Raw genomic sequence first — 20,335 nt, 5'->3', positions numbered from 1 at the left:
CAAGGTGACGCGTTCGAATCCGGCCTCTGCGCTGGCCCGCCGCACCCTGCTGCGCGCCGGGCTCTTGGCAACGGCCGCCCTCGGCGTCGGCCTGCTCTCCGCCTGCGGTGCGGGCCAGATCACGCAGACCGACACCCAGGTCCCCGCCGTGCCGGGCATCAACGTGAACAGCACCGACGGGAACATCGCGCTGCGCGACGGCGTCGTGGCCTACGCCGCCGAGTACAAGACCGGCTCCACCGTCCCGATCAACGTCCGGCTGTTCAACAACAGCACGCAGACCGTCAAGCTGACCGGCGTGACCAGCGACAGCGGCTCGGTCGTCCTCGTCGGCGGCGCCAAGCCGGCGGCCGCAGCAGCCGCCGCGGCCCCGTCCGCCTCCGGCTCGAAGAAGCCGTCCGGCCACGCTTCGTCGTCGTCCGAGGCCGAGGCCCCCGAGGCCCTGGCGCCGACCTCGGCCGGCTCGTCGAACATCGCCGTCACGATCCCGGTCAACGGCATCGCGGTGCTCACCCGGGAAAGCGGCACGTATCTCGCCGTCGACAAGCTCACCGGCCAGCCGCTGCGGTCCGGCGACTCGCTGAAGAACGTGGTGTTCACCTTCACCTACGCCGACGGCAAGACCACCACGATCACCGTGCCCAACCTGCCGATGACCACGCCACTCACCCCGCTGCCGAAGCCCAGCTCCGTCGTGCACCACGAGTGAGCGCGTTTCTATCGGCGCCTTCTGTCAGCGCTTTTTTGTCAGACCCATCCGCTAGTTTCGGGGTGTGACGAAGACCAAGGGCGCGATCTATCAGTGCGACGTCTGCGGGCACCGGCCGGCGAAGTGGATGGGCCGGTGTCCCGAGTGCGGTGAGTGGGGCGCGATCCTCGAGCTCGCCGGCACCGCCGTCACCGGCCCGGCGGCCCTGCGCGCCGTGCCGTCCCGCGCCCCACTCGAGCCGGCCCGCCCGATCGCCGAGATCAGCGCCGCGCCCGCCAAGGCCCGCCCGACCGGCGTCGGCGAGTTCGACCGGGTCCTCGGCGGCGGCATCGTCCCCGGCGGCGTGGTCCTGCTCGCCGGGGAGCCCGGCGTCGGCAAGTCGACCCTGCTGCTCGACGTGGCCCAGCAGTGGGCGATGCAGGGCGAAAGCCCATCCCTGATGATCAGCGGCGAGGAGTCGACGAGCCAGGTCCGGCTGCGCGCCGAGCGCATCGGCGCCCTGCACGAGCGGCTCTATCTCGCCTCCGAGACCGACCTCTCCGCGGTCCTGGGCCACCTCGACGCGGTCAAGCCCGGCCTGCTGATCCTCGACTCGGTGCAGACCGTCTCCGCGCCCGGCGTCGACGGCGTGGCCGGGGGTGTCACGCAGGTCCGCGCGGTCACCGCCGCCCTCGTCGCCATCGCCAAGGAGCGCGGCCTGGCCACCGTCCTCGTGGGCCACGTCACCAAAGACGGCAACGTCGCCGGCCCGCGCGTGCTGGAGCACCTCGTCGATGTGGTCCTCAACTTCGAGGGCGACAAGCACTCCTCGCTGCGGATGGTGCGCGGCCTGAAGAACCGCTTCGGCGCCGCCGATGAGGTCGGCTGCTTCGAGATGCACGAGGGCGGCATCACCAGCCTGCCCGATCCGAGCGGCCTGTTCCTCACCCGCTACGCCGACGCCGTCTCCGGCACATGCGTCTGCGTGGCCATGGAGGGCCGCCGGGCGCTCGTCACCGAGGTGCAGACCCTCATCGGCGCCCAGATGCCGGGCTCGCCGCGGCGCACGGTGAGCGGCCTCGACTCGGCGCGGCTCGCGATGGTGCTCGCGGTGCTGCAACGGCGGGCCGGGATCCAGCTGCACGACCGGGAGGTCTACGCGGCGACCGTCGGCGGGCTGCGGGTCACGGAGCCGGCCGCGGACCTCGCACTGGCCCTGGCGGCGGCCTCGGCCGCGCACGAACTGCCGATGCCGCCGGATCTCGTGGCGCTCGGGGAGGTAGGTCTGACCGGGGAGGTGCGGCGGGTGGGCGCCGTGCCGCGGCGACTGGCGGAGGCGGCCCGGCTGGGGTTCCGATTCGCGCTGGTGCCACCGGGCTGCGGACCGGCGGCCACCGGCGTCACTCCCCCGGGGATGCGAGTGCTGGAGGTCAACGACGTCCGGACCGCGTTGCACTATGCGGTGAAGGCGACTGCCGAGGAGGTCTGAAACCCGGGACCGGCGCGGGGTGAACCCCTTAGACGTAGCGCTCCAGGATTGAGGCCTCCGCCAGCCTCGACAGGCCCTCCCGCACGCCCCGTGCCCTCACGTCGCCCACGCCCTCCACGGCCAGCAGGTCCTCCACCGTGGCGCCCAGCAGGCGCTGCAGGCTGCCGAAATGCTCCACCAGGCGGTCGACCACCAAGGTCGGGAGCCTCGGGACCTTGGCCAGCAGGCGGAAGCCCCGCGGGGAGACGCCGGCGTCCAGGGCGTCGCTCGCGCCGGGGTAGCCCAACGACTTCGCCACGGCCACCAGGTCGATCAGTTCTGTGGCCGAGAGGGCGTCGAGCTCTTCCAGGGCGTCGTCCGACGAGCGGGTGCGGCGGCCCGTGGGCAGGTAGTCGCGGATGACCAGGGTGCGGTCGGCCTCGACGCCGGCCATCAGCTCCTCGAGCTGGAGGGCCAGCAGGCGGCCGTCCGTGCCGAGTTCTACCACGTAGCCGGCGATCTCGTCAGCGATGCGGCGGACCATCTCCAGGCGCTGGACCACGGCCACGGCGTCGCGGACCGTCACCAGGTCCTCGATCTCCAGCGCCGACAGGGTGCCGCTGACCTCGTCCAGGCGCAGCTTGTAGCGCTCCAGCGTGGCCAGGGCCTGATTGGCCTTGGACAGGATCGCGGCCGAGTCGTCCAGGACGTGGCGCTGGCCGTTGACGTAGAGGCCGATGATCCGCATCGACTGGCTGACCGAGATCACCGGATAGCCGGTCTGCTTCGCGACGCGCTCGGCGGTGCGGTGGCGGGTGCCGGATTCCTCGGACGGGATGGTCGAGTCGGGCATGAGGTGAACCGCCGCGCGGACGATTCTGGTGCCGTCGCTCGACAGGACGACCGCGCCGTCCATCTTGCACAGCTCGCGCAGGCGCGTCGCGGAGAACTCGACGTCGAGGGGGAAGCCGCCGGTGCAGATCTGCTCGACGACGCGGTCGTGGCCGAGCACGATCAGGGCGCCGGTCCGGCCACGCAGGATGCGCTCCAAGCCCTCGCGCAGCACGGTGCCCGGGGCCATCAGGGCAAGGGTGGCGCGCATGGGGTCGGCGCCGGGCAGGGCAGCGGCCCAGCCCCCGATGAGGCCGGTGTTGGCGCCGCCCCTGCCGGGCTCGCGGTCAATCGGCACCTGCACAGTCTACGGACGATCGGACATCCGGCGCTGGCGCGGTATCGGCCCGGCCCGCAGAGGGGCCGGACGCCGTCCACGATGGGCGGTGGTTGATTTCGAGGGTTTCCGCCGGTGGCCGGGCCGGAGCGGATCGAGTGGCGGCGAAATCCGGACGCTCGGCTCGCGTGCCGACGGCCAGCTCGCCGCACCGGCCGCGTTCGCGCCCGACCGGACCCTGGCCCCCGGCAACCCGGGGAAGCCCTCAGGTCAGCTGCACCTGGACCGGCTGGCTGAGCTTGGTGTCGAGGCGGCCCACGAGCTCGTACTTGCCGGCCGGCGGCGCCTCCCGGTTGGCGCAGCCGTTGTTCGTGGCCTTGCCGTTCCAGTTACTGGTGTACGACATCTCGATGTTCGGCTTCAGCACCGCCATCTGGCTGCCGTGCGGGGCGTCGCAGGCGTCGGAGGACCACACCTTGACGGTGCCGGCCTGCAGGTACAACTCCTGGGCATCGGCGCCGATGTCCCTGGCGCAGTCGTGCGACGTGATGTTCTTGATCTTGAGCGTGAACCTCAGGTAGGCGCCGCGGAACTGCACCGCCTGCTCGGGCGAGGCGACGAGCGACAGGTCGGCGTCAGTGCACGCGGGCACGGCGGGCTGCGGCGCGGACGAGGAGGCCGCGACCGCCGACGCTGAGGACGCCGGGGGCGCCGCCGAGGACGCCGGCGGCTCGCCGGTCGTCGGGACCTGGATGGTGATCGTCGGCTCCGCCGTGGAGGACGTCGCCGGTTCGCCCGACGCCGGCGCCGAGGTCTTCTTGTCGTTGGGATCGCCGCCGCCGCCGCAGGAGACCCACAGGACGAGCGAGGCGACGACGATCACCCCGCCGATGATCGCTCGGCGCCGCCAGTAGACGCCGGCAGGCAGCGGGCCAACGGTCAGCTTCATGATGCCGTCACCGTATCGGGTGAACGGCTCGTGATCGTGGCGGCACGCCGTGAGGAGCGCTCAAAGGTAGACCTTGCGGGCGTAGACGGCGTGCGCCCCGGCGACACGATCGAGGAACAACAACCCCGCGCAATGGTCGATCTCGTGCTGCAGGGCCCTGGCCTCGAACGCGTCGGTGACGATCTCGATCTCCTCGGTACCGCCCGGCTCGTATCCCGCCACCACGAGCCGGTTGGCCCGCTTCACGTCGCCGGTGAGGTCGGGCACCGACATACAGCCCTCCCGCCCCTTCTGCCACTGCGAGGCCTCCACGATCCGCGCGTTGCACAGCACGAACGCGCCGCGCACCGTGCGCGCCTTCGGGTGGCCGGTGACGTCCACGGCGAAGACCTGCGCGCTCACGCCGACCTGCGGCGCGGCCAGCCCGACGCAACCCGGCGACACCCGCATGGTCGCCAGCAGGTCCTCGGCGAGCTGAAGGATCTCCGGTGCGGTCGGGTCGACCGGCTCGCCCGGGTTGCCCAGGACCGCGGCGGGCGCCCGTAACACCGGCAGGACGACCCCCGTCACAGCAGATCCGCGTCGGCCGGGCGCAGCGTCACCTCGACACCGAGGTGCTGCGCGGCCGCGCTCAGGGCGACCTCCAACGCGGCCGGGTCGGCGGCGTCGACCTCGGCGACAACCACATACAGCGCCCCAGACAGCCGCGTGGTCAGGTCGGTGATGTTGCCGCCGGCCTCGGCGACGGTGCGAGCGAGCGTGGCCACGATGCCGAGCTGGTCCGCGCCGTGCAGCGTGATGATGTGGTGGCTACCGGTCGGCTCGTGCACCGGCTCCTCCATGACCCCACGCACCGTCACGAGCAGCGTGCGGTCCGCGGTCAGCGGCTCCAGCGCCACCTCGATCTCCTCGGCGACCGGCGGGCCGGAGCACACCAGCGTCATCGCGAAGTGGCCGCGCAGCCTGGTCATGGTCGAGTCGGTGACGTTGAGGCCCAGCCGGGCGAGGATCTCGGCAACGTCGGCGATGATGCCGGGCCGGTCGTGGCCGATGACCGTGACAGCGTACTCGTTCACCGTCCTATCCTTGCGTATCGCCTCCAACCGGAACACACAGACCACCATCGCGTCCACGGTCACGCGGTGGTACGACGAACATGCCCGCGACCTGGCCTGGCGCCAGCAAGGCACCTCCCCGTGGGGCGTGCTCGTCTCCGAAGTCATGCTCCAGCAGACCCAGGTGTCGCGGGTCGAGCCGGCGTGGCAGCGGTGGATGGAGCGCTGGCCGACGCCGGCGCACCTGGCCGCCGACCCGCCCGGCGAGGCGATCCGCGCATGGGACCGGCTCGGCTACCCGCGCCGCGCCCTGCGCCTGCACGCGTGCGCCACCGCAATCGTCGAACGGCACGACGGCGAGGTCCCCCAGGACGTGGAGGCGCTGCTGGCGCTGCCCGGCATCGGCACATACACGGCCCGTGCCGTCGCTGCGTTCGCGTTTCGCCGCCGCCACCCCGTCGTGGACACCAACGTGCGCCGGGTCGTCGCGCGCGCCGTCGCCGGAACGGCCGACGGCGGCGCCGCCACGACCCCGGCCGACCTGCGCGCCGTCGAGGCGCTGTTGCCGGAGGACGATGAGGCGGCGGCCCGCGCCTCGGTAGCCTTCATGGAGCTCGGCGCCGTCGTCTGCACGGCCCGGGCGCCCCGGTGCGACGAGTGCCCCGTGACCGCGGTCTGCGCGTGGCGCCTGGCCGGGTCGCCGCCGCCGGACGGCCCCGCTCGGCGCTCGCAGCGGTACCACGGGACGGACCGATACGTTCGCGGCCTGCTCATGGCCGTGCTGCGGGCCAGCGACGACCCGGTCCCGGCGCCGCGCCTCGACGCCGTCTGGCCGGACGCGCAGCAGCGGCGCCGGGCGCTCGACGGCCTGCTCGCCGACGGCCTGGTCAGGCAGCGTGAGGAGACGTTCACCCTGCCCGGTTAGGTTGCCGCCCGGACGGGTGGCCTTATTCATCAGGACGCATACCCTGATCGGGTACTCAAATCCCGGCACGTTCTCGCTACGCTCACTTTCGTGCTTGTTTCCGCCAGAAATCGCCGGATCGTGGCGATGATCGGCGCGTGCGTCGCGCTGGCCGTCGCGGTCGCCGCCTGCGACGACAAGGTCTCCAGCCGCAGCCAGTCCAACGGCGCCGCCCCAGCGGTCTCGGCCCACGGCACGGCCACCCCGTCGACCGGCGGCGACGACCCCCGCGACCCAGGTGGCTCCGGCGATCCCGGCGGATCCCGGTCGCCGCAGCCGTCCCGCAGCGGCTCCCCGGCGGGCAAGCCCACACCGTCCGAGCCCGGCACCTCCACACCGCCGACCGGCAACGCCTACGCGGACCGCCTGCCCAAGTTCGGCCAGCCGCCGGTGCCGCAGCGCATCGACCTCCCCGAGGAGGCCAGCGCCGCGTACTACGCCCGCATCCCGACCGACCAGCCGGTGGCGTTCCTCACCATTGACGACGGCTGGGTCAAGCGCCCCGAGGCCCTCGAGCTGCTGCGGGAATCCGGCGTGAAGGTGACGCTGTTCCTCACCATCAACGCCATCAAGGACAACCCGGGCTATTTCCAGCAGCTGCGCGACGCCGGCGCCGACATCCAGGCCCACACCGTCACGCACCCCGAGCTCAAGGGCAAGTCGTATGCCTTCCAGAAGCGCGAGATCTGCGGCTCGGCCGACCAGCTCGCCACCCTGTACGGCAAGCGCCCGACCCTGTTCCGCCCGCCCTTCGGCGACAAGGACGCGACCACGCTGAAGGTCGCGCACGACTGCGGCCTGCGGGCGGGCTTCTTCTGGAAGGAGACCGTCGACAAAGGCACCGTGCGCTACCAGGAGGGTCACACCATCCAGAAGGGCGACATCATCCTGATGCACTTCCGCACCCGCTTCGTCGACGACTTCATCGCCGCGCTCCAGGCGATCTCCGCCGCCGGCCTGACCCCGGCGCTGCTGACCGACTACATGCCGGCCGCGTAGTCGGGTGCTACATGGCGGCTGTGTAGGCCGAGCGCAGCGCCGCGACCTCGGCCACCGGCAACGGCATCTCGCTCGCGATCGCGGCCCGCCACCCGTCCGGCACCGCGAACCACCCCGGCCTGCGCGCCAGCTCCTGCACGAACGGCGGCACCGCCCTGAGGTCCTCGGTGATGTCGAGCTGATCGGCGAGCCGCGCGTCCAGGGCGGGCAGCCGCGTGAGCCGCCGCACGACCTCCCGGTCGCCGCCGCCGAGCCCGGCGAGCACGGCCGGCACGAGGTACTCGGCGAGTCCCCGCTCGACCCGGGCCAGCGTCCGCAGCCACTGCTGCCGCTCCCCGTCCGGATGCTGCGCCAACCACGCCCCCGCCAGCGCGACGAGCCCCGGCCACCCATTGGTCAGCAGATGGAGATCGGGTGCGAGCGCATCGGCCGCCTCGGCATCCCCGAACGCCCCTGCCAGCACCTGGTACGTCTCGTCCTCGGCAAACGCCAGCTCCCGCGCCGAGATCCGCTCAACCCCATCGATCCCCGGATCCTCCTCGGCGGCAACGACGACCCCGCGCCGCCCGGCCAGCCACTCCAGCCCCGGTCCGTCCGCCGCGGTGACCCCGTCGATGGCGAGCACCCCGCCGGTTTCCCATTCGGCCGGGCTCTCCTCGCCGAACTCCCATTCGCCCTGATCGCCGCCGGCGAGGTCGACCATCGCCCCGCCCCGGGCGGCCACCCAGGCGTCCAGCAGAGTGCTCTTCCCGGCACCCACCCCGCCGACGAGGACGATCATGCCGTCCGCGGCGTCGAGCCGGCCCATCAGCGCGGGCCGCGGGATCGGCCGCGCACCGGACCGCCGCCCGAATCGTCCGGACCCGAACGAGGGGCGATCCTTACTCACCCGCGCAACATACCCGCCACTCACTCGGCAAACGCACCCCGCGTACCCTCGCCCCCTCCCTCGTCACACCGCACGGGCAATGCGGCGACCACGAAGACGACACGGAACACGACACGAAAAGGCCCCCGTCCCGATGTGGGACGAGGGCCTGTCGTGAGCCGTGCGGCGGGGAATGACCCGCCGCACGGCTCGTCAGTCGCTACGCGGCCGGCTCGTCGGCGGAGCCGCCGCCGGCCAGCTCGGCCGGGACCGCGTCGGGCACCGCGCCCGGGCGTTCGGCGCCGTTGAAGACCAGCTTGGCCTTCTCGAACTGGGCCGGGTCGCCCTCGCAGTCGATGACCACGATCTGGCCCGGACGCAGCTCGTTGAACAGGATGCGCTCGGACAGGGAGTCCTCGATCTCGCGCTGGATCGTGCGGCGCAGCGGCCGCGCGCCCAGCACCGGGTCGTAGCCCTTGTTGGCCAGGAACTTCTTGGCGTTGTCCGTCAGCTCCAGACCCATGTCCTTGTTGCGGAGCTGGGTCTCGATCCGGGCGATCATCAGGTCGACGATGCCGAGGATCTGGTCCTGGTTGAGCTGGTGGAAGACGATCGTGTCGTCGATACGGTTGAGGAACTCCGGGCGGAAGTGCTGCTTCAGCTCGTCGTTGACCTTCTGCTTCATCCGCTCGTAGTTGGACTCGGTGTCCTCCGACGCCTGGAAGCCCAGGGACACGGCCTTGGCCACGTCGCGGGTGCCCAGGTTGGTGGTCAGGATGATCACCGTGTTCTTGAAGTCCACGATGCGACCCTGACCGTCGGTGAGCCGACCGTCCTCGAGGATCTGCAGCAGGGTGTTGAACACGTCCGGGTGGGCCTTCTCGATCTCGTCGAAGAGGACCACCGAGAACGGCCGGCGGCGGACCTTCTCGGTCAGCTGGCCGCCCTCGTCGTAGCCGACGTAACCGGGAGGCGCGCCAACGAGGCGGGACACCGTGTACCGGTCGTGGAACTCGGACATGTCGAGCTGGATGAGCGCGTCCTCGGACCCGAAGAGGAACTCGGCGAGTGCCTTGGACAGCTCCGTCTTCCCGACGCCGGACGGGCCGGCGAAGATGAACGAGCCGGACGGGCGCTTCGGGTCCTTCAGGCCGGCCCGGGTGCGCCGGATCGCCTTCGAGACCGCCCTGACCGCGTCCTCCTGGCCGACGAGGCGCTTGTGCAGCTCGTCCTCCATGCGCAGGAGGCGGGCCGTCTCCTCCTCGGTCAGCTTGTACACCGGGATGCCGGTCCAGTTGGCCAGCACCTCGGCGATCTGCTCGTCGTCGACCTCGGAGACGACGTCGAGGTCGCCGGCCTTCCACTCCTTCTCGCGCTGCGCCTTCTGGCCGAGCAGCTGCTTCTCCTTGTCGCGCAGCTGTGCGGCGCGCTCGAAGTCCTGCGCGTCGATGGCGGACTCCTTGTCGCGGCGCACCTGAGCGATGCGCTCGTCGAAGTCACGCAGGTCTGGCGGAGCGGTCATGCGGCGGATGCGCATCCGCGCGCCGGCCTCGTCGATCAGGTCGATCGCCTTGTCCGGCAGGTAGCGGTCGGAGATGTAGCGGTCGGCAAGGGTCGCCGCGGCCACCAGGGCGGCGTCGGTGATCGTCACCCGGTGGTGTGCCTCGTAGCGGTCCCGCAGGCCCTTGAGGATCTCGATGGTGTGCGCCAGCGACGGCTCACCCACCTGGATCGGCTGGAAGCGCCGCTCCAGCGCCGCGTCCTTCTCGAGGTGCTTGCGGTATTCGTCCAGCGTGGTCGCGCCGATGGTCTGCAGCTCGCCACGGGCCAGCATCGGCTTGAGGATGCTCGCCGCGTCGATCGCGCCCTCTGCGGCACCCGCACCGACGAGCGTGTGGATCTCGTCGATGAACAGGATGATGTCGCCGCGGGTGCGGATCTCCTTGAGGACCTTCTTCAGCCGCTCCTCGAAGTCGCCGCGGTAGCGGGAGCCGGCGACCAGGGCGCCCAGGTCCAGCGTGTAGAGCTGCTTGTCCTTGAGCGTCTCAGGCACCTCGCCCTTGACGATCCGCTGGGACAGCCCCTCGACCACGGCGGTCTTACCCACGCCGGGCTCGCCGATGAGGACCGGGTTGTTCTTGGTGCGGCGGGACAGCACCTGCATGACCCGCTCGATCTCCTTCTCCCGGCCGATGACCGGGTCGAGCTTGCCCTCGCGCGCCGCCTGGGTGAGGTTTCGACCGAACTGGTCGAGCACCAGGCTCGTCGACGGGGCAGCCTCGCCGGGAGCACCGGTGCCGGCGGCGGCCGGCTCCTTGCCCTGGTAGCCGGAGAGCAGCTGGATGACCTGCTGGCGGACCCGGTTGAGGTCAGCGCCCAGCTTGACCAGCACCTGGGCGGCGACGCCCTCACCCTCCCGGATCAGGCCGAGCAGGATGTGTTCGGTGCCGATGTAGTTGTGCCCGAGCTGCAGCGCCTCCCGCAACGACAGCTCCAGCACCTTCTTGGCGCGTGGCGTGAACGGAATGTGTCCGCTCGGCGCCTGCTGGCCCTGGCCGATGATCTCCTCGACCTGCTGGCGGACACCCTCCAGCGAAATGCCGAGGCTCTCGAGCGCCTTGGCCGCCACGCCCTCACCCTCGTGGATGAGGCCGAGCAGGATGTGCTCGGTGCCGATGTAGTTGTGGTTGAGCATCCGGGCTTCTTCCTGCGCCAGGACGACAACCCTTCGTGCTCGGTCGGTGAACCGCTCGAACATCCCTGCTCCTCACGTGCCGTGTCCGTCGCCGCCGCTTCTACGCGGGACCCCCGTCGACCGGGGTCGCCACGCCGAAGCTCTGTCGGACGCCAACGTGACCGTGCCATCACTCTATCGCCGCGGGCCGACACATTGCGGGGTGTGCGACGTCGCCGCACCCCGCATTCGGGCGCCGGAACCCACGACCTCTGGTTGCCTACCCTCCGGGAACCGCGTGTACCCGGTGCTTCTGCCCAACGTTGGCATCTCCTGGGCTGTTCCAGCGCTGCGGCCGGTACGCCAAGAGCGAAATCGGGTGCCGAACGCCGGACACCCACCGTAACCGACTCGCTACGGTGGGTGTCTGAGATCTCTGAAATCGTACAGCTTAGCCTAAACGTCCACTTAGCAGACCGCTTCGGACGAAACGGTCAACGGGGGCTATCGGCCCGCTTCGGCGTTAAAACGGTCCACGATTTCCTGCTTGATGCGACCCCGGTCGGACACCTTGATGCCCTTGTTCTGAGCCCATTCCCGAATCGCCTTGTTCTGCTCGCGATCCGCGGCGGCACCACCCCGGCCGCGCGCGCTGGCCGCGCGCCCGCCGACAACGACGCCACCCCGCCCCACCTTGGTCCCAGCGGTCAGGAACGGTCCGAACGCATCGCGCAGCTTCGTTGCGTTCTTCTTGGACAGGTCGATCTCGTACTGCACGCCGTCGAGCGCGAACTTCACCGTCTCGTCGGCTTCTCCGCCGTCGAGGTCGTCGACCAGCACGTGGATGGTCCGCTTGGCCACTGTCGTATTCCTTTCGAGGAAGCCCGCCCCCCGCGATGTGCGAAAGCAAAGATAACGCAGTATGGCCGCGCTCCGTCAACGGTACGCCGAAACTACCCCGCCCGCACCAGAAGAAAACGGACCGTTTCCGGCGCGCGAAGGCGATCGCGATCGATTCCGTGCCATGCCGCCGCCGACCACCGCCACGGATGCACGGAATGCCACCCGGCAGGTCAGCGCGTCGGAAATAGCCCGCAAGCAATGCGCTCGTACAGATCCGTGTCTGCCACATTGCTATGTGTGACGAAGTGCAGTGTCATCTAGCAACCGCAACACGGGACGAGCAAAATTCGGCTCGCACGTACGGTTGGGCCGTGGACTTCGCAAAACACGCGTCCTCGTTCGGCGCGGCCGCCGCCCTGTACGACCGAATCCGCCCGCGCTATCCGGAGGCGGCGCTGCGCTGGGCGCTCGGCGACGAGCCGCGCGCCATTGTCGACCTGGGCGCCGGCACCGGCATTCTGACCCCCAGCTGGCCGAACTGGGCCACCGCGTCATCGCGGTCGAGCCGGACGACGAAATGCGCCGGCAGATCGGCGGCGATGCCCGGGCCGGCAACGCCACCACAATTCCGGTCGGCGATGTGACGCAGAACGCCATCACCGCCGGGCAGGCATATCACTGGTTCGCCGGCGAACCCGCCCACACCGAGATCGCCCGCGTGCTGCGCCCCGGCGGCTTCTTCGTGCCGATCTGGAACGTGCGCGACGAGTCGGTGCCGTGGGTGGCCGAGCTGTCCGAGGTGTTCGACGGCCACCGGGCCCGCTCGGTCATCGACGAGCGCCATCTGACCCCGGACCAGTTCGGACCCCTATTCGCCGCCGCGGACCTGCGCCTTTTCCACTGGAGCACGACGCACACGGCCGATTCCCTCGTCGAGCTGATCCGGTCCCGCTCCTTTTACCTCGTCTCCGACGCCGGCACCCGCGCCGCGCTTGAGCGGCGGGTCCGCGAGCTGGCCTCGCGCACATTCGGCGAACAGGAGCGCTTCGACCTGCCCTATGTCACATATACGTACCGCGCCGCGAAGGTCTAGGTGTTGCGCTCGAATATCAGGCGCAGACCGATCAGCGTGAGCATCGGCTCGTGATGCGTCACACTCTGGCACTCCCCGATCACGATCGACGCCAGCCCGCCGGTGGCGACGACCGCCTTGACGTTGCCGCCGAGCTCCGCGGTCACCCCGCGCACCACCCCGTCGACCTGGCCCGCGAAGCCGTACACCACGCCGGACTGCAGGCACTCGACCGTGTTCTTGCCGATCACCCGCGGCGGCTTGACCAGCTCGACCTTGCGCAGCTGCGCGGCGCGTCCGGCCAGCGCGTCCACGGAGATCTCGATGCCCGGGGCGAGGACCCCGCCCAGGAACTCGCCCCGCGCGGAAACCACGTCGAAGTTGGTCGAGGTGCCGAAGTCCACGACGATCGAGGGGCCACCGTAGAGGGTGTACGCCGCCAGGGTGTTCGCCACCCGGTCGGTGCCGACCTCTTTCGGGTTGTCGATGGCGAGCTGGACCCCGGTGCGCACGCCGGGTTCCACGATCACGGTTGGCACGTTCCCGTAGTACCGCTGCAGCATCGAGCGCAACGAGCGCAGCGCGGCGGGGACCGTGGAGCACGCCGCGATGCCGGTCAGGGACACGGCGTCGGTGGCCAGCAACCCCCGGTAGAGCAGGCCGAGCTCGTCCGCGGTCGCGCGGGCGTCGGTCTTGATCCGCCACGAGTGGACGATCTTCTCACCCTCGAAGGTGGCGAGCACCGTGTTGGTGTTTCCGATGTCGATGCACAGCAGCACCCTGGAAGCCTAACCAACGACCGTTCAATCGCGATCACGTGCCGATGATCATGTGTCAATGATCCTGAACACCCGAACGCCGCTCGTCCTGCTGCCGGAGGCCACGTTCGTCACGACGGTCGATGCGGTCATCCACCCCAGCGGCTGTGCCGGCGCATCGTGCCGCAGGATCGGCGGTACAACCGCATCGACCGGTTCGTGACGACGGCCCTTCCGGCCCGTCAAAGCACCGTCACTCAGTGCAACCGCAGGTCCATCGCGATGTCCAGGATCGGCGAGGAGTGGGTGAGACCGCCGACCGACAGGTAGTCGACGCCGGTCGCCGCGTACTCCGCGGCCGTGGCCAGGGACAGGTTGCCCGTCGCCTCCAGCTCCGCCCGCCCGCCGACCGCGCTGACCACCTCGCGCAGCAGCTCCGGCCGCATGTTGTCCAGCAGCAGGAACGTCGCGCCGGCCGTCACCGCCTCGACGGCCTCGCCGACCGTGGTGACCTCCACCTGCACCGGCACGTCCGGGAACACCTCACGAACGCGCTCGTACGCGGCCGTGATCCCGCCCGCCGCCAGCTTGTGGTTGTCCTTGATCATGGCGACGTCGTAGAGCCCCATGCGCTTGTTGGTGCCGCCACCCGCCCGCACCGCGTACTTCTCCAGGACCCGCAGGCCCGGCGTGGTCTTGCGGGTGTCGAGGACCAGCGCCTTGGTGCCATCCAGCAGGTCCGCCCAGCGGCGGGTGTGGGTGGCGACGCCGGACAGGCGGCACAGCAGGTTGAGGGCGGAGCGCTCGGCGGTGAGCAGCGCCCGGGTGGGCCCACTCACCGTGGCCAGCACATCACCACGGGCCACCCGCTCCCCGTCCCGCTTCTTCACTTCCGCGGTCGTAGCGCCGGACACCGTCTCGAACACCGCCACCGCCACCCACAGGCCGGCCACCACGCCGTCGGCCCGGGCCACGATGTCGGCCTCGTCGGTCTGGTCTTCCGCAATGGTCGCCACGCTGGTCACGTCCAGGCCCTCGGGCCCGAGATCCTCGGCCAGGGTCCGCCGAACGATCTCATCCACGGCTGCGGGGTCGAGCCCCACCTTGCGAAGCTCGGCCTCGGTCTGGATCCTCACTGCGTCTTCACGCATCCTCCCAGGTCTCGGTCAGCGCGCCGGCGTCGTCAAGGGCGGCGAGGAAGTGGCCCCGGTAGACGTCGCTGGCGTCGGGAAAGTCCTCCCGCCAGTGGCAGCCCCGGGTCTCCTGCCGCTGCGTTGCGGCGGCGACCAAGGCACTGGCGACAGTGAGCAGGTTGGTGGCCTCCCAGGCGGCCACGTTTGGGGTCGCCCGGTCCAGCGACAGCTTCGTGAGCGCCTGCCCGGCCTGGTCGAGCGACTCGGCGCTGCGCAGCACCGACGCGTGCGCCGACATCGCGGCCTGCAGGTGCGCCCGGATCGACGGGTCCGCGGACCAGGCGGAGCGCTCCGGGGTGGCCGGGTCCGTCTGCCGGGGCAGATCGCGGGCGATGTCCTCGGCGATGCGCCGGGCGAAGACCAGCCCCTCCAGCAGCGAGTTGGACGCCAGCCGGTTCGCGCCGTGGACGCCGGTGCAGGCGACCTCTCCGCAGGCGTACAGCCCCGGGATCGACGTCCGCCCGCGCAGGTCGGTCCGCACGCCGCCCGACGCGTAGTGCGCGGCCGGCGACACCGGGATCAGGTCGGCGGCCGGGTCGACGCCCGCGGCACGGCAGGACGCCACGATCGTCGGGAAGCGCGCCTCGAGAAACTCGCGGCCCAGGTGCCGCGCGTCCAGCCATACGTTGTCCGCACCCTCGGCACGCATGACCCGGTAGATGCCCTTGGCCACGACGTCACGCGGCGCCAGCTCGGCGAGCTCGTGCCGGCCGACCATGAAGCGGTTGCCGTCGCCGTCGCGCAGATACGCGCCCTCGCCCCGCAGCGCCTCGCTCACCAGCGGCTGCTGGGAGTCGCGGTTGCCCAGGGCCAGCGCGGTCGGGTGGAACTGCACGAACTCGATGTCGGTGACCCTCGCCCCGGCTCGCAGCGCGAGCGCGACGCCGTCACCGGTCGACACGATCGGGTTGGTGGTGGCGGCGAAGATCTGCCCCATGCCCCCGGTGGCGAGCACGACCGCCCGCGCCATGACCGCGCCGACGCCGTCCTCGGCCCCCTCGCCCAGCACGTGCAGGGTCACCCCGCAGGCCCGCCCGTCGGCGTCGGTCAGCAGGTCCAGCACGAGCGCGTGTTCGATGAGGCGGATCCATGGGTCGCGGTGCACGGCGGCGTGCAGCGCGCGCTGCACCTCGGCCCCGGTGGCGTCGCCGCCCGCGTGGATGATGCGGCTGGCGTGGTGCCCGCCCTCGCGCGTCAGCATGAGCGAGCCGTCGGTGTTACGGTCGAACTCGGCGCCCCAGCGGATCAGCTCACGCACCCGCGTCGGCCCCTCGCGCACGAGCACGTCCACGGCCGCCGGGTCGCAGAGCCCGACCCCGGCGACGAGCGTGTCCTGCGCGTGCGCCTCGGGCGTATCGACCGGATCGAGCACGGCGGCGATCCCACCCTGCGCCCATCGCGTCGACCCGTCATCGATGTTGACCTTGGTCACGACGGTGACGTGCAGCCCGGCCTCACGGAGGTGGAGCGCGGCGGTCAGCCCCGCCACCCCGGATCCGATGACGACGACGTCGGTCGGCTCGGCCCACCCAGGCTGTGGCCCAGCAAGCCGGCGCGGCACGATCGGCCCGTTCAAGCCTAGAGTCATCCCTACAGTCAACATCACGCATACGGATGTCGGGTGGTGATGCTCGTCGCCATCCCGTATGCGTCACTCACGCTCGGTAACGCCACCAGTGCCACAGGCCCCGCGTAGGTTACGGACCGTCAGGCCGATGGGAGCGGGGCCGAGCCGATGCCACGCACCGTGGCCTTCAGTGGCTTGGGGCTCATCAGGTAGCAGGCGAACGCCTGGTCGCCGCCCAGCCAGTCCGGCGCCGTCTTCGGGCCGACCGAGCCCGGCGCCAGGTCCTCCCGCGAGCCGTTCTCCGGCAGGCCCAGGTACTTGAGGCCGATCGTCGTGCAACCCTTCGCCGTCGCCGACTTCACGGCCGCCTCGTCGAACGGGGCCTCCGGCGGGGCGATCGTGTACACGCTCGAGTACTCACCATCGTGGGTTTCGGAGCACCCGACGTAGAGCAGCGCCTGGGTGATCCTGACATCGTCGCCCTTCGCGCCGTCGAGGCGGCGCAGCAGGTCCTTGCCGACCTGGCCGATGTGGAACAGCTCAACGGTGTGCGCACCGGCGCAGTCGACCGGGTCGCCGGCCCACGGCCGCGCCGCCTTGGCCCCGCTGGCGTCGACCTGGTAGCAGGTCCCGGCCTTCGGCGCACCGGCCCGGCGGGACGCTCGGGATGTGCCGGCCCTGTCCGCGCTCGTACATCCAGTACACGCCGCCGCCGAGCAGGGCCACGACCACGACGATGAAGGCCACCCGCTTCATGAGCAGCAGTCTGCGTTACCCGTCGGTAACTGTCCAGTCGCACTCAGGCACGCGAGGCGGCACTAGATCGTGCCGCTGCCGACGTCCTTGATGGAGCGCGACACCATCTTCTTGTCGAACAGCATCGCGAAGCAGCGCGCCGAGCGGTTGCCCCGGTTCCAGTTCTCCTCGTCGACCATCCAGAAGCCGATGCCGACCTGCTGGTGGTTGGTGAGCTGCGAGGCGGTCATCCCCAGATACTTCGCGCCCAGCGCCTCACAGCCCGGGCGGATCGCGGTCTTGCGCTCATCGGCGTTGCCCGGGAACGGGCGGTCCGTCGAGGTGTACGTCCCGACGTACTCGATGTTGTGCGAGCTCGTGCACGCCGCCGGCGTGTAGTCCAGCCACGTCTTGCCGTCGGTGTCGTAGACCTCCATCGCGCAGGTCAGCGCGAGCGGCTTGTCTCCCGTCAGCGCGCCCTTGAGGCTGCCGGTGCGGTTGACCGGCTTATCGGCGTCGCTGACCACCTCGGCCAGGTCACATCGCAGATAGCGGGCGCCACTGGCCCACTGCGTCGAGGACGGGACCAGGACCAGCAGCTCCAGCCGGCCGTCGCGGTAGTCGCCGCCGAGGAACTGCTCGGCCTCGGTCGCGCACTTGGTCCAGCCGTCCTTGAGCGCCTGGCCCTTCGGCGGGGTGGTGCCGCTGGCCGCGCTGCCGGTGAGGTCGCCGACGTAGAAGGTCTCGCTCGCGTGCGAGACCGAGCACGAGTCGACCGGCTTGAAGGAGAACAGCGTGGTGGTGTCGGTCGTGAAGTACTCGACGGAGGTGGTGTAGCAGGCGTTGACCGGCGGGGAGGGCACCTTCGGCGCGGCGAGCATCTGCCAGTCGTCGATGAGGTCCTTGTCCGTGCCGGCAGGCGCGCCACAACCGGCCAGCAGGGCCAGGGCCATCGCCGGCACCAGCGCCGAGATCAGCTTGCGCGCCATCCTCGTCTGTCCTCCCCGGGCTGGGCGGTGCCATCCGTTGTCCAGGCGCCGGTCGGGCAAGAGCCGGACCGGGCGCAGGCAGTCTGCCCAACCATAGACGGGATTGGCAACACCACGGAAAAGGCTACGAAGGCGACAAAAGGCGGCTACCCCCGAACGAGGTCTCCTCGGACGGGAGAACCCACCATGCCGGGCACCGCGCCGGCCGCGTCGTGGTCGAGCGAGATCACGCGGTTGTCGGCGTCGACGTGCACGATCCGGGGTTGGTAAGCGCGGGCGGCGGCGTCGTCGAGCTGGGCGTACGAGATCAGGATGACCAGGTCGCCCGGGTGCACCAGGTGAGCGGCGGCGCCGTTGATGCCGATGACGCCGCTGCCGCGCGGCCCGGCGATCACATACGTCTCCAGCCGCGCCCCGTTGGTGATGTCGACGATCGCGACCTGCTCTCCGGCGAGCAGGTCGGCGGCGTCCATGAGGTCCTCGTCGACGGTCACGGACCCGACGTAGTGCAGGTCGGCCTGGGTCACCGTGGCCCGGTGGATCTTCGACTTGAGCATCGTGCGGATCACGGCAGGTCCACTCCAAGGTTGTCGATCAGTCGCGTGCCGCCCGCCCAGGCGGCGGTCAGGAGCCGGGCCGGGCCGTGCTGCGGCGCGGGCCCGAGCATCGGGTCGGTGAGCACCAGGTAGTCGAGCTTGACCTCGGGGACCTTGGCGAACTCGGCCAGGCCCGCCTCGACGTCCCCCGCTGCCGCGGCCGCCCGCAGCGCGCGGTGCAGGACCAGTGCCGCCTCCCGCTCGGCCGGGGCCAGGTAGCGGTTTCGGCTGCTCAGGGCCAGGCCGTCGGGTTCGCGCACGGTCGGCACGCCGCGCACGTCGATCGGCAGGTCGAAGTCGCGGACCATCGCCCGGATCAGGCCGAGCTGCTGATAGTCCTTTTCGCCGAAGTACGCCTGGTCGGGCCGCGTCAGCTGGAACAGCTTGTTGACCACGGTGAGCACCCCGTGGAAGAAGCCGGGCCGGCTGGCGCCCTCCAGCACGACGCCGAGCGGGCCGGGGTCGACGCGCACAGCGGGCTCGCCGGACGGGTACACGACCTCGCGCGACGGGGCGAAGACCAGATCCACGCCGCAGTCGCGGGCCATCTGGAGGTCGGCCTCCAGCGTGCGCGGATAGCGCTCGAAGTCCTCGGTGGGGCCGAACTGCAACGGGTTGACGAAGATGGTGAGCAGGACCGAGCCGGCCGCCGCGCGGGCCTGGCGCAGCAGGGCCTCGTGCCCGGAGTGCAGCGCGCCCATGGTCATCACCACGGCGACGTCCCCGGTCAGCGCGGCGCGCCCCTCCCGCAGCTGCGGACGGGTGGAGACGACCTTCACGCGGCACGCTCCTTGGCCGCGTCGCGCAGGATGTCCAGCATCGGCTCGGCGTCGATCGGGCGCAGCCGGCCGGCGGCGATGACCCGGTCGGCGGTACGCCGGGCCAGCGCCAGATACGGCGGCACGGACCCGGGCGCGACGGCGTCGAGGGCTCGCAGGTGCTTGGCCACGGTGCCGGCGTCGCCGCGGGAGACCGGGCCGGTGATCGCGGCGTCGCCGAGGCGCAGCGTGTTGTCGAGCGCGGCACCCAGCAGCGGCGCCAGGACCCGCTCGGGCTCCTGCACGCCGGCGTCGCGCAGCCGGTCCATCGCCTCGCTGACGAGGGTGGCCAGGTGGTTGGCGCCGTGAGCGAGCGCGGCGTGATACAACGGCCGCCGCTCCTCAGCGATCCACTCGACGACGCCGTGCAGGTCGGCGACCAGCGACTCGGCCATGCCCCGCAGATCGTCGGGGGCGGTCACGCCGAAGGAGACGCCGGCTGCGAGCCGGTCGAGGTCGGCCTCGGTGCCGGTGAACGTCATGGCCGGGTGCAGCGCCAGCGGCCGGGCGCCGGCTGCGGCGACCGGGGCGAGCACCGCCAGGCCGTGCGCGCCGGAGGTGTGCGCGACGACCTGGCCGGATCCCCTCTGGCGCAGCGCGCCGGTCTCGGCCAGGCCCTTGACCAGGCCGGCGAGGACATCGTCGGGGACCGCCAGCAGCACGAGGTCCGCGGCGGCGGCGACCTCGTCGGCGGGCAGGAGGCGGGCGTGCGGCAGCAGGCGCTCGGCGCGGGACTTGGAGGCGGCGGAGACGCCCGTCGCGGCGACCACGGTGTGCCCGGCTCGCTCGAGCGCGGCGCCGAGCACCGCGCCTACTCGACCGGCACCGATGATGCCGATGTTTTGCCTGTTCACAGCACTGTTCATCCGAAGGATCCAGTCCTCTTCAGCGGGGTACCGGTCGATCAGAAGTATGCGCCGCAGCGGGCAAA

General features: G+C 71.1%; 23 protein-coding genes. 7 read left to right on the top strand and 16 right to left on the bottom strand.

Annotated elements, in window-relative coordinates; all coding sequences use genetic code 11:
- Window positions 1–4: 4 nt before the first annotated feature.
- On the top strand, window positions 5–709 hold the full coding sequence (locus AB0367_RS19445) for a hypothetical protein (RefSeq protein ID WP_366227716.1): 705 nt from the start codon (window positions 5–7) through the stop codon (window positions 707–709).
- A 64-nt stretch (window positions 710–773) separates the two neighbouring features.
- Window positions 774–2,177, top strand: a complete 1,404-nt coding sequence (gene radA, locus AB0367_RS19440) for a DNA repair protein RadA (RefSeq protein ID WP_366227715.1) — start codon at window positions 774–776, stop codon at window positions 2,175–2,177.
- Window positions 2,178–2,205: 28 nt separating this feature from the next.
- Here the strand turns inward: radA and disA are convergent, their stop codons facing one another.
- The 4 genes from disA to AB0367_RS19420 all read right to left on the bottom strand — a co-directional run bounded on the left by disA (window position 2,206) and on the right by AB0367_RS19420 (window position 5,349).
- Window positions 2,206–3,258, bottom strand: a complete 1,053-nt coding sequence (gene disA / locus AB0367_RS19435) for a DNA integrity scanning diadenylate cyclase DisA (protein ID WP_366227762.1) — start codon at window positions 3,256–3,258, stop codon at window positions 2,206–2,208.
- A 331-nt stretch (window positions 3,259–3,589) separates the two neighbouring features.
- Window positions 3,590–4,273: a hypothetical protein gene (locus AB0367_RS19430; protein ID WP_366227714.1), complete on the bottom strand. Its 684-nt coding sequence runs from the start codon at window positions 4,271–4,273 to the stop codon at window positions 3,590–3,592.
- 60 nt (window positions 4,274–4,333) lie between these two features.
- Complete coding sequence (locus AB0367_RS19425) at window positions 4,334–4,843, bottom strand: peptide deformylase (RefSeq protein WP_366227713.1); 510 nt, start codon at window positions 4,841–4,843, stop codon at window positions 4,334–4,336.
- Complete coding sequence (locus AB0367_RS19420) at window positions 4,840–5,349, bottom strand: ACT domain-containing protein (protein ID WP_366227711.1); 510 nt, start codon at window positions 5,347–5,349, stop codon at window positions 4,840–4,842. Before AB0367_RS19420 ends, AB0367_RS19425 begins: the two co-directional genes overlap by 4 nt.
- A 16-nt stretch (window positions 5,350–5,365) precedes the next feature.
- Between AB0367_RS19420 and AB0367_RS19415 the strand changes: the two genes are divergently transcribed.
- Together AB0367_RS19415 and AB0367_RS19410 are read left to right on the top strand one after the other, a co-directional pair.
- Window positions 5,366–6,253 carry an A/G-specific adenine glycosylase gene (locus AB0367_RS19415; RefSeq protein WP_366227761.1) on the top strand — a complete coding sequence of 296 codons (888 nt, stop codon included), beginning with the start codon at window positions 5,366–5,368 and terminating at the stop codon, window positions 6,251–6,253.
- A 90-nt stretch (window positions 6,254–6,343) separates the two neighbouring features.
- Complete coding sequence (locus tag AB0367_RS19410; protein ID WP_366227710.1) at window positions 6,344–7,291, top strand: polysaccharide deacetylase family protein; 948 nt, start codon at window positions 6,344–6,346, stop codon at window positions 7,289–7,291.
- 7 nt (window positions 7,292–7,298) lie between these two features.
- Here the strand turns inward: AB0367_RS19410 and AB0367_RS19405 are convergent, their stop codons facing one another.
- The 3 genes from AB0367_RS19405 to AB0367_RS19395 form a co-directional block, all read right to left on the bottom strand.
- Window positions 7,299–8,180: a hypothetical protein gene (locus AB0367_RS19405; RefSeq protein ID WP_366227708.1), complete on the bottom strand. Its 882-nt coding sequence runs from the start codon at window positions 8,178–8,180 to the stop codon at window positions 7,299–7,301.
- Between the two features lie 199 nt (window positions 8,181–8,379).
- Window positions 8,380–10,917: an ATP-dependent Clp protease ATP-binding subunit gene (locus tag AB0367_RS19400; protein WP_366227707.1), complete on the bottom strand. Its 2,538-nt coding sequence runs from the start codon at window positions 10,915–10,917 to the stop codon at window positions 8,380–8,382.
- A 420-nt stretch (window positions 10,918–11,337) separates the two neighbouring features.
- A complete protein-coding gene (locus AB0367_RS19395; protein ID WP_350546334.1) occupies window positions 11,338–11,694 on the bottom strand; it encodes an Lsr2 family protein in 357 nt (118 codons plus the stop codon).
- 353 nt (window positions 11,695–12,047) lie between these two features.
- On the opposite strand from AB0367_RS19395, the gene AB0367_RS19390 reads away from it, so the two are divergent.
- Together AB0367_RS19390 and AB0367_RS19385 are read left to right on the top strand one after the other, a co-directional pair.
- Entirely contained in the window at window positions 12,048–12,320 is a 273-nt protein-coding gene (locus AB0367_RS19390) for a hypothetical protein (protein ID WP_366227706.1), read from the top strand.
- Entirely contained in the window at window positions 12,254–12,769 is a 516-nt protein-coding gene (locus AB0367_RS19385; RefSeq protein WP_366227705.1) for a methyltransferase domain-containing protein, read from the top strand. Before AB0367_RS19390 ends, AB0367_RS19385 begins: the two co-directional genes overlap by 67 nt.
- Here the strand turns inward: AB0367_RS19385 and AB0367_RS19380 are convergent.
- Window positions 12,766–13,527 carry a type III pantothenate kinase gene (locus AB0367_RS19380; RefSeq protein ID WP_366227704.1) on the bottom strand — a complete coding sequence of 254 codons (762 nt, stop codon included), beginning with the start codon at window positions 13,525–13,527 and terminating at the stop codon, window positions 12,766–12,768. The two genes, AB0367_RS19385 and AB0367_RS19380, sit on opposite strands and share 4 nt — an antisense overlap.
- Before the next feature lie 58 nt (window positions 13,528–13,585).
- Here AB0367_RS19380 and AB0367_RS19375 point away from each other — a divergent pair, with 58 nt between their 5' ends.
- On the top strand, window positions 13,586–13,729 hold the full coding sequence (locus AB0367_RS19375; protein ID WP_366227703.1) for a hypothetical protein: 144 nt from the start codon (window positions 13,586–13,588) through the stop codon (window positions 13,727–13,729).
- A 34-nt stretch (window positions 13,730–13,763) separates the two neighbouring features.
- Here AB0367_RS19375 and nadC read toward each other — a convergent pair whose 3' ends face one another.
- The 8 genes from nadC to AB0367_RS19335 form a co-directional block, all read right to left on the bottom strand.
- On the bottom strand, window positions 13,764–14,642 hold the full coding sequence (gene nadC / locus AB0367_RS19370) for a carboxylating nicotinate-nucleotide diphosphorylase (RefSeq protein ID WP_366227702.1): 879 nt from the start codon (window positions 14,640–14,642) through the stop codon (window positions 13,764–13,766).
- A gap of 7 nt (window positions 14,643–14,649) precedes the next feature.
- Window positions 14,650–16,287, bottom strand: coding sequence for an L-aspartate oxidase (locus AB0367_RS19365; protein ID WP_366227701.1), 1,638 nt, complete (start codon window positions 16,285–16,287; stop codon window positions 14,650–14,652).
- A gap of 119 nt (window positions 16,288–16,406) precedes the next feature.
- Window positions 16,407–16,673: a hypothetical protein gene (locus AB0367_RS19360; protein WP_366227700.1), complete on the bottom strand. Its 267-nt coding sequence runs from the start codon at window positions 16,671–16,673 to the stop codon at window positions 16,407–16,409.
- Window positions 16,674–16,806: 133 nt separating this feature from the next.
- Window positions 16,807–17,022 (bottom strand): hypothetical protein, encoded by a 216-nt coding sequence (locus tag AB0367_RS19355; protein ID WP_366227699.1) that lies wholly within the window; start codon window positions 17,020–17,022, stop codon window positions 16,807–16,809.
- Window positions 17,023–17,084: 62 nt separating this feature from the next.
- A complete protein-coding gene (locus AB0367_RS19350) occupies window positions 17,085–17,990 on the bottom strand; it encodes a septum formation family protein (RefSeq protein WP_366227698.1) in 906 nt (301 codons plus the stop codon).
- Between the two features lie 146 nt (window positions 17,991–18,136).
- Entirely contained in the window at window positions 18,137–18,559 is a 423-nt protein-coding gene (gene panD, locus AB0367_RS19345; protein ID WP_366227697.1) for an aspartate 1-decarboxylase, read from the bottom strand.
- On the bottom strand, window positions 18,556–19,365 hold the full coding sequence (gene panC / locus AB0367_RS19340) for a pantoate--beta-alanine ligase (RefSeq protein WP_366227696.1): 810 nt from the start codon (window positions 19,363–19,365) through the stop codon (window positions 18,556–18,558). Before panC ends, panD begins: the two co-directional genes overlap by 4 nt.
- Complete coding sequence (locus AB0367_RS19335; RefSeq protein WP_366227695.1) at window positions 19,362–20,270, bottom strand: Rossmann-like and DUF2520 domain-containing protein; 909 nt, start codon at window positions 20,268–20,270, stop codon at window positions 19,362–19,364. The genes panC and AB0367_RS19335 overlap by 4 nt, the downstream gene beginning before the upstream one ends.
- Between the last annotated feature and the right edge of the window lie 65 nt (window positions 20,271–20,335).

Source organism: Dactylosporangium sp. NPDC051484 (assembly GCF_040689395.1).
Taxonomy (GTDB): domain Bacteria; phylum Actinomycetota; class Actinomycetes; order Mycobacteriales; family Micromonosporaceae; genus Dactylosporangium.
This window is presented reverse-complemented; position numbering and strand designations above follow the sequence as displayed.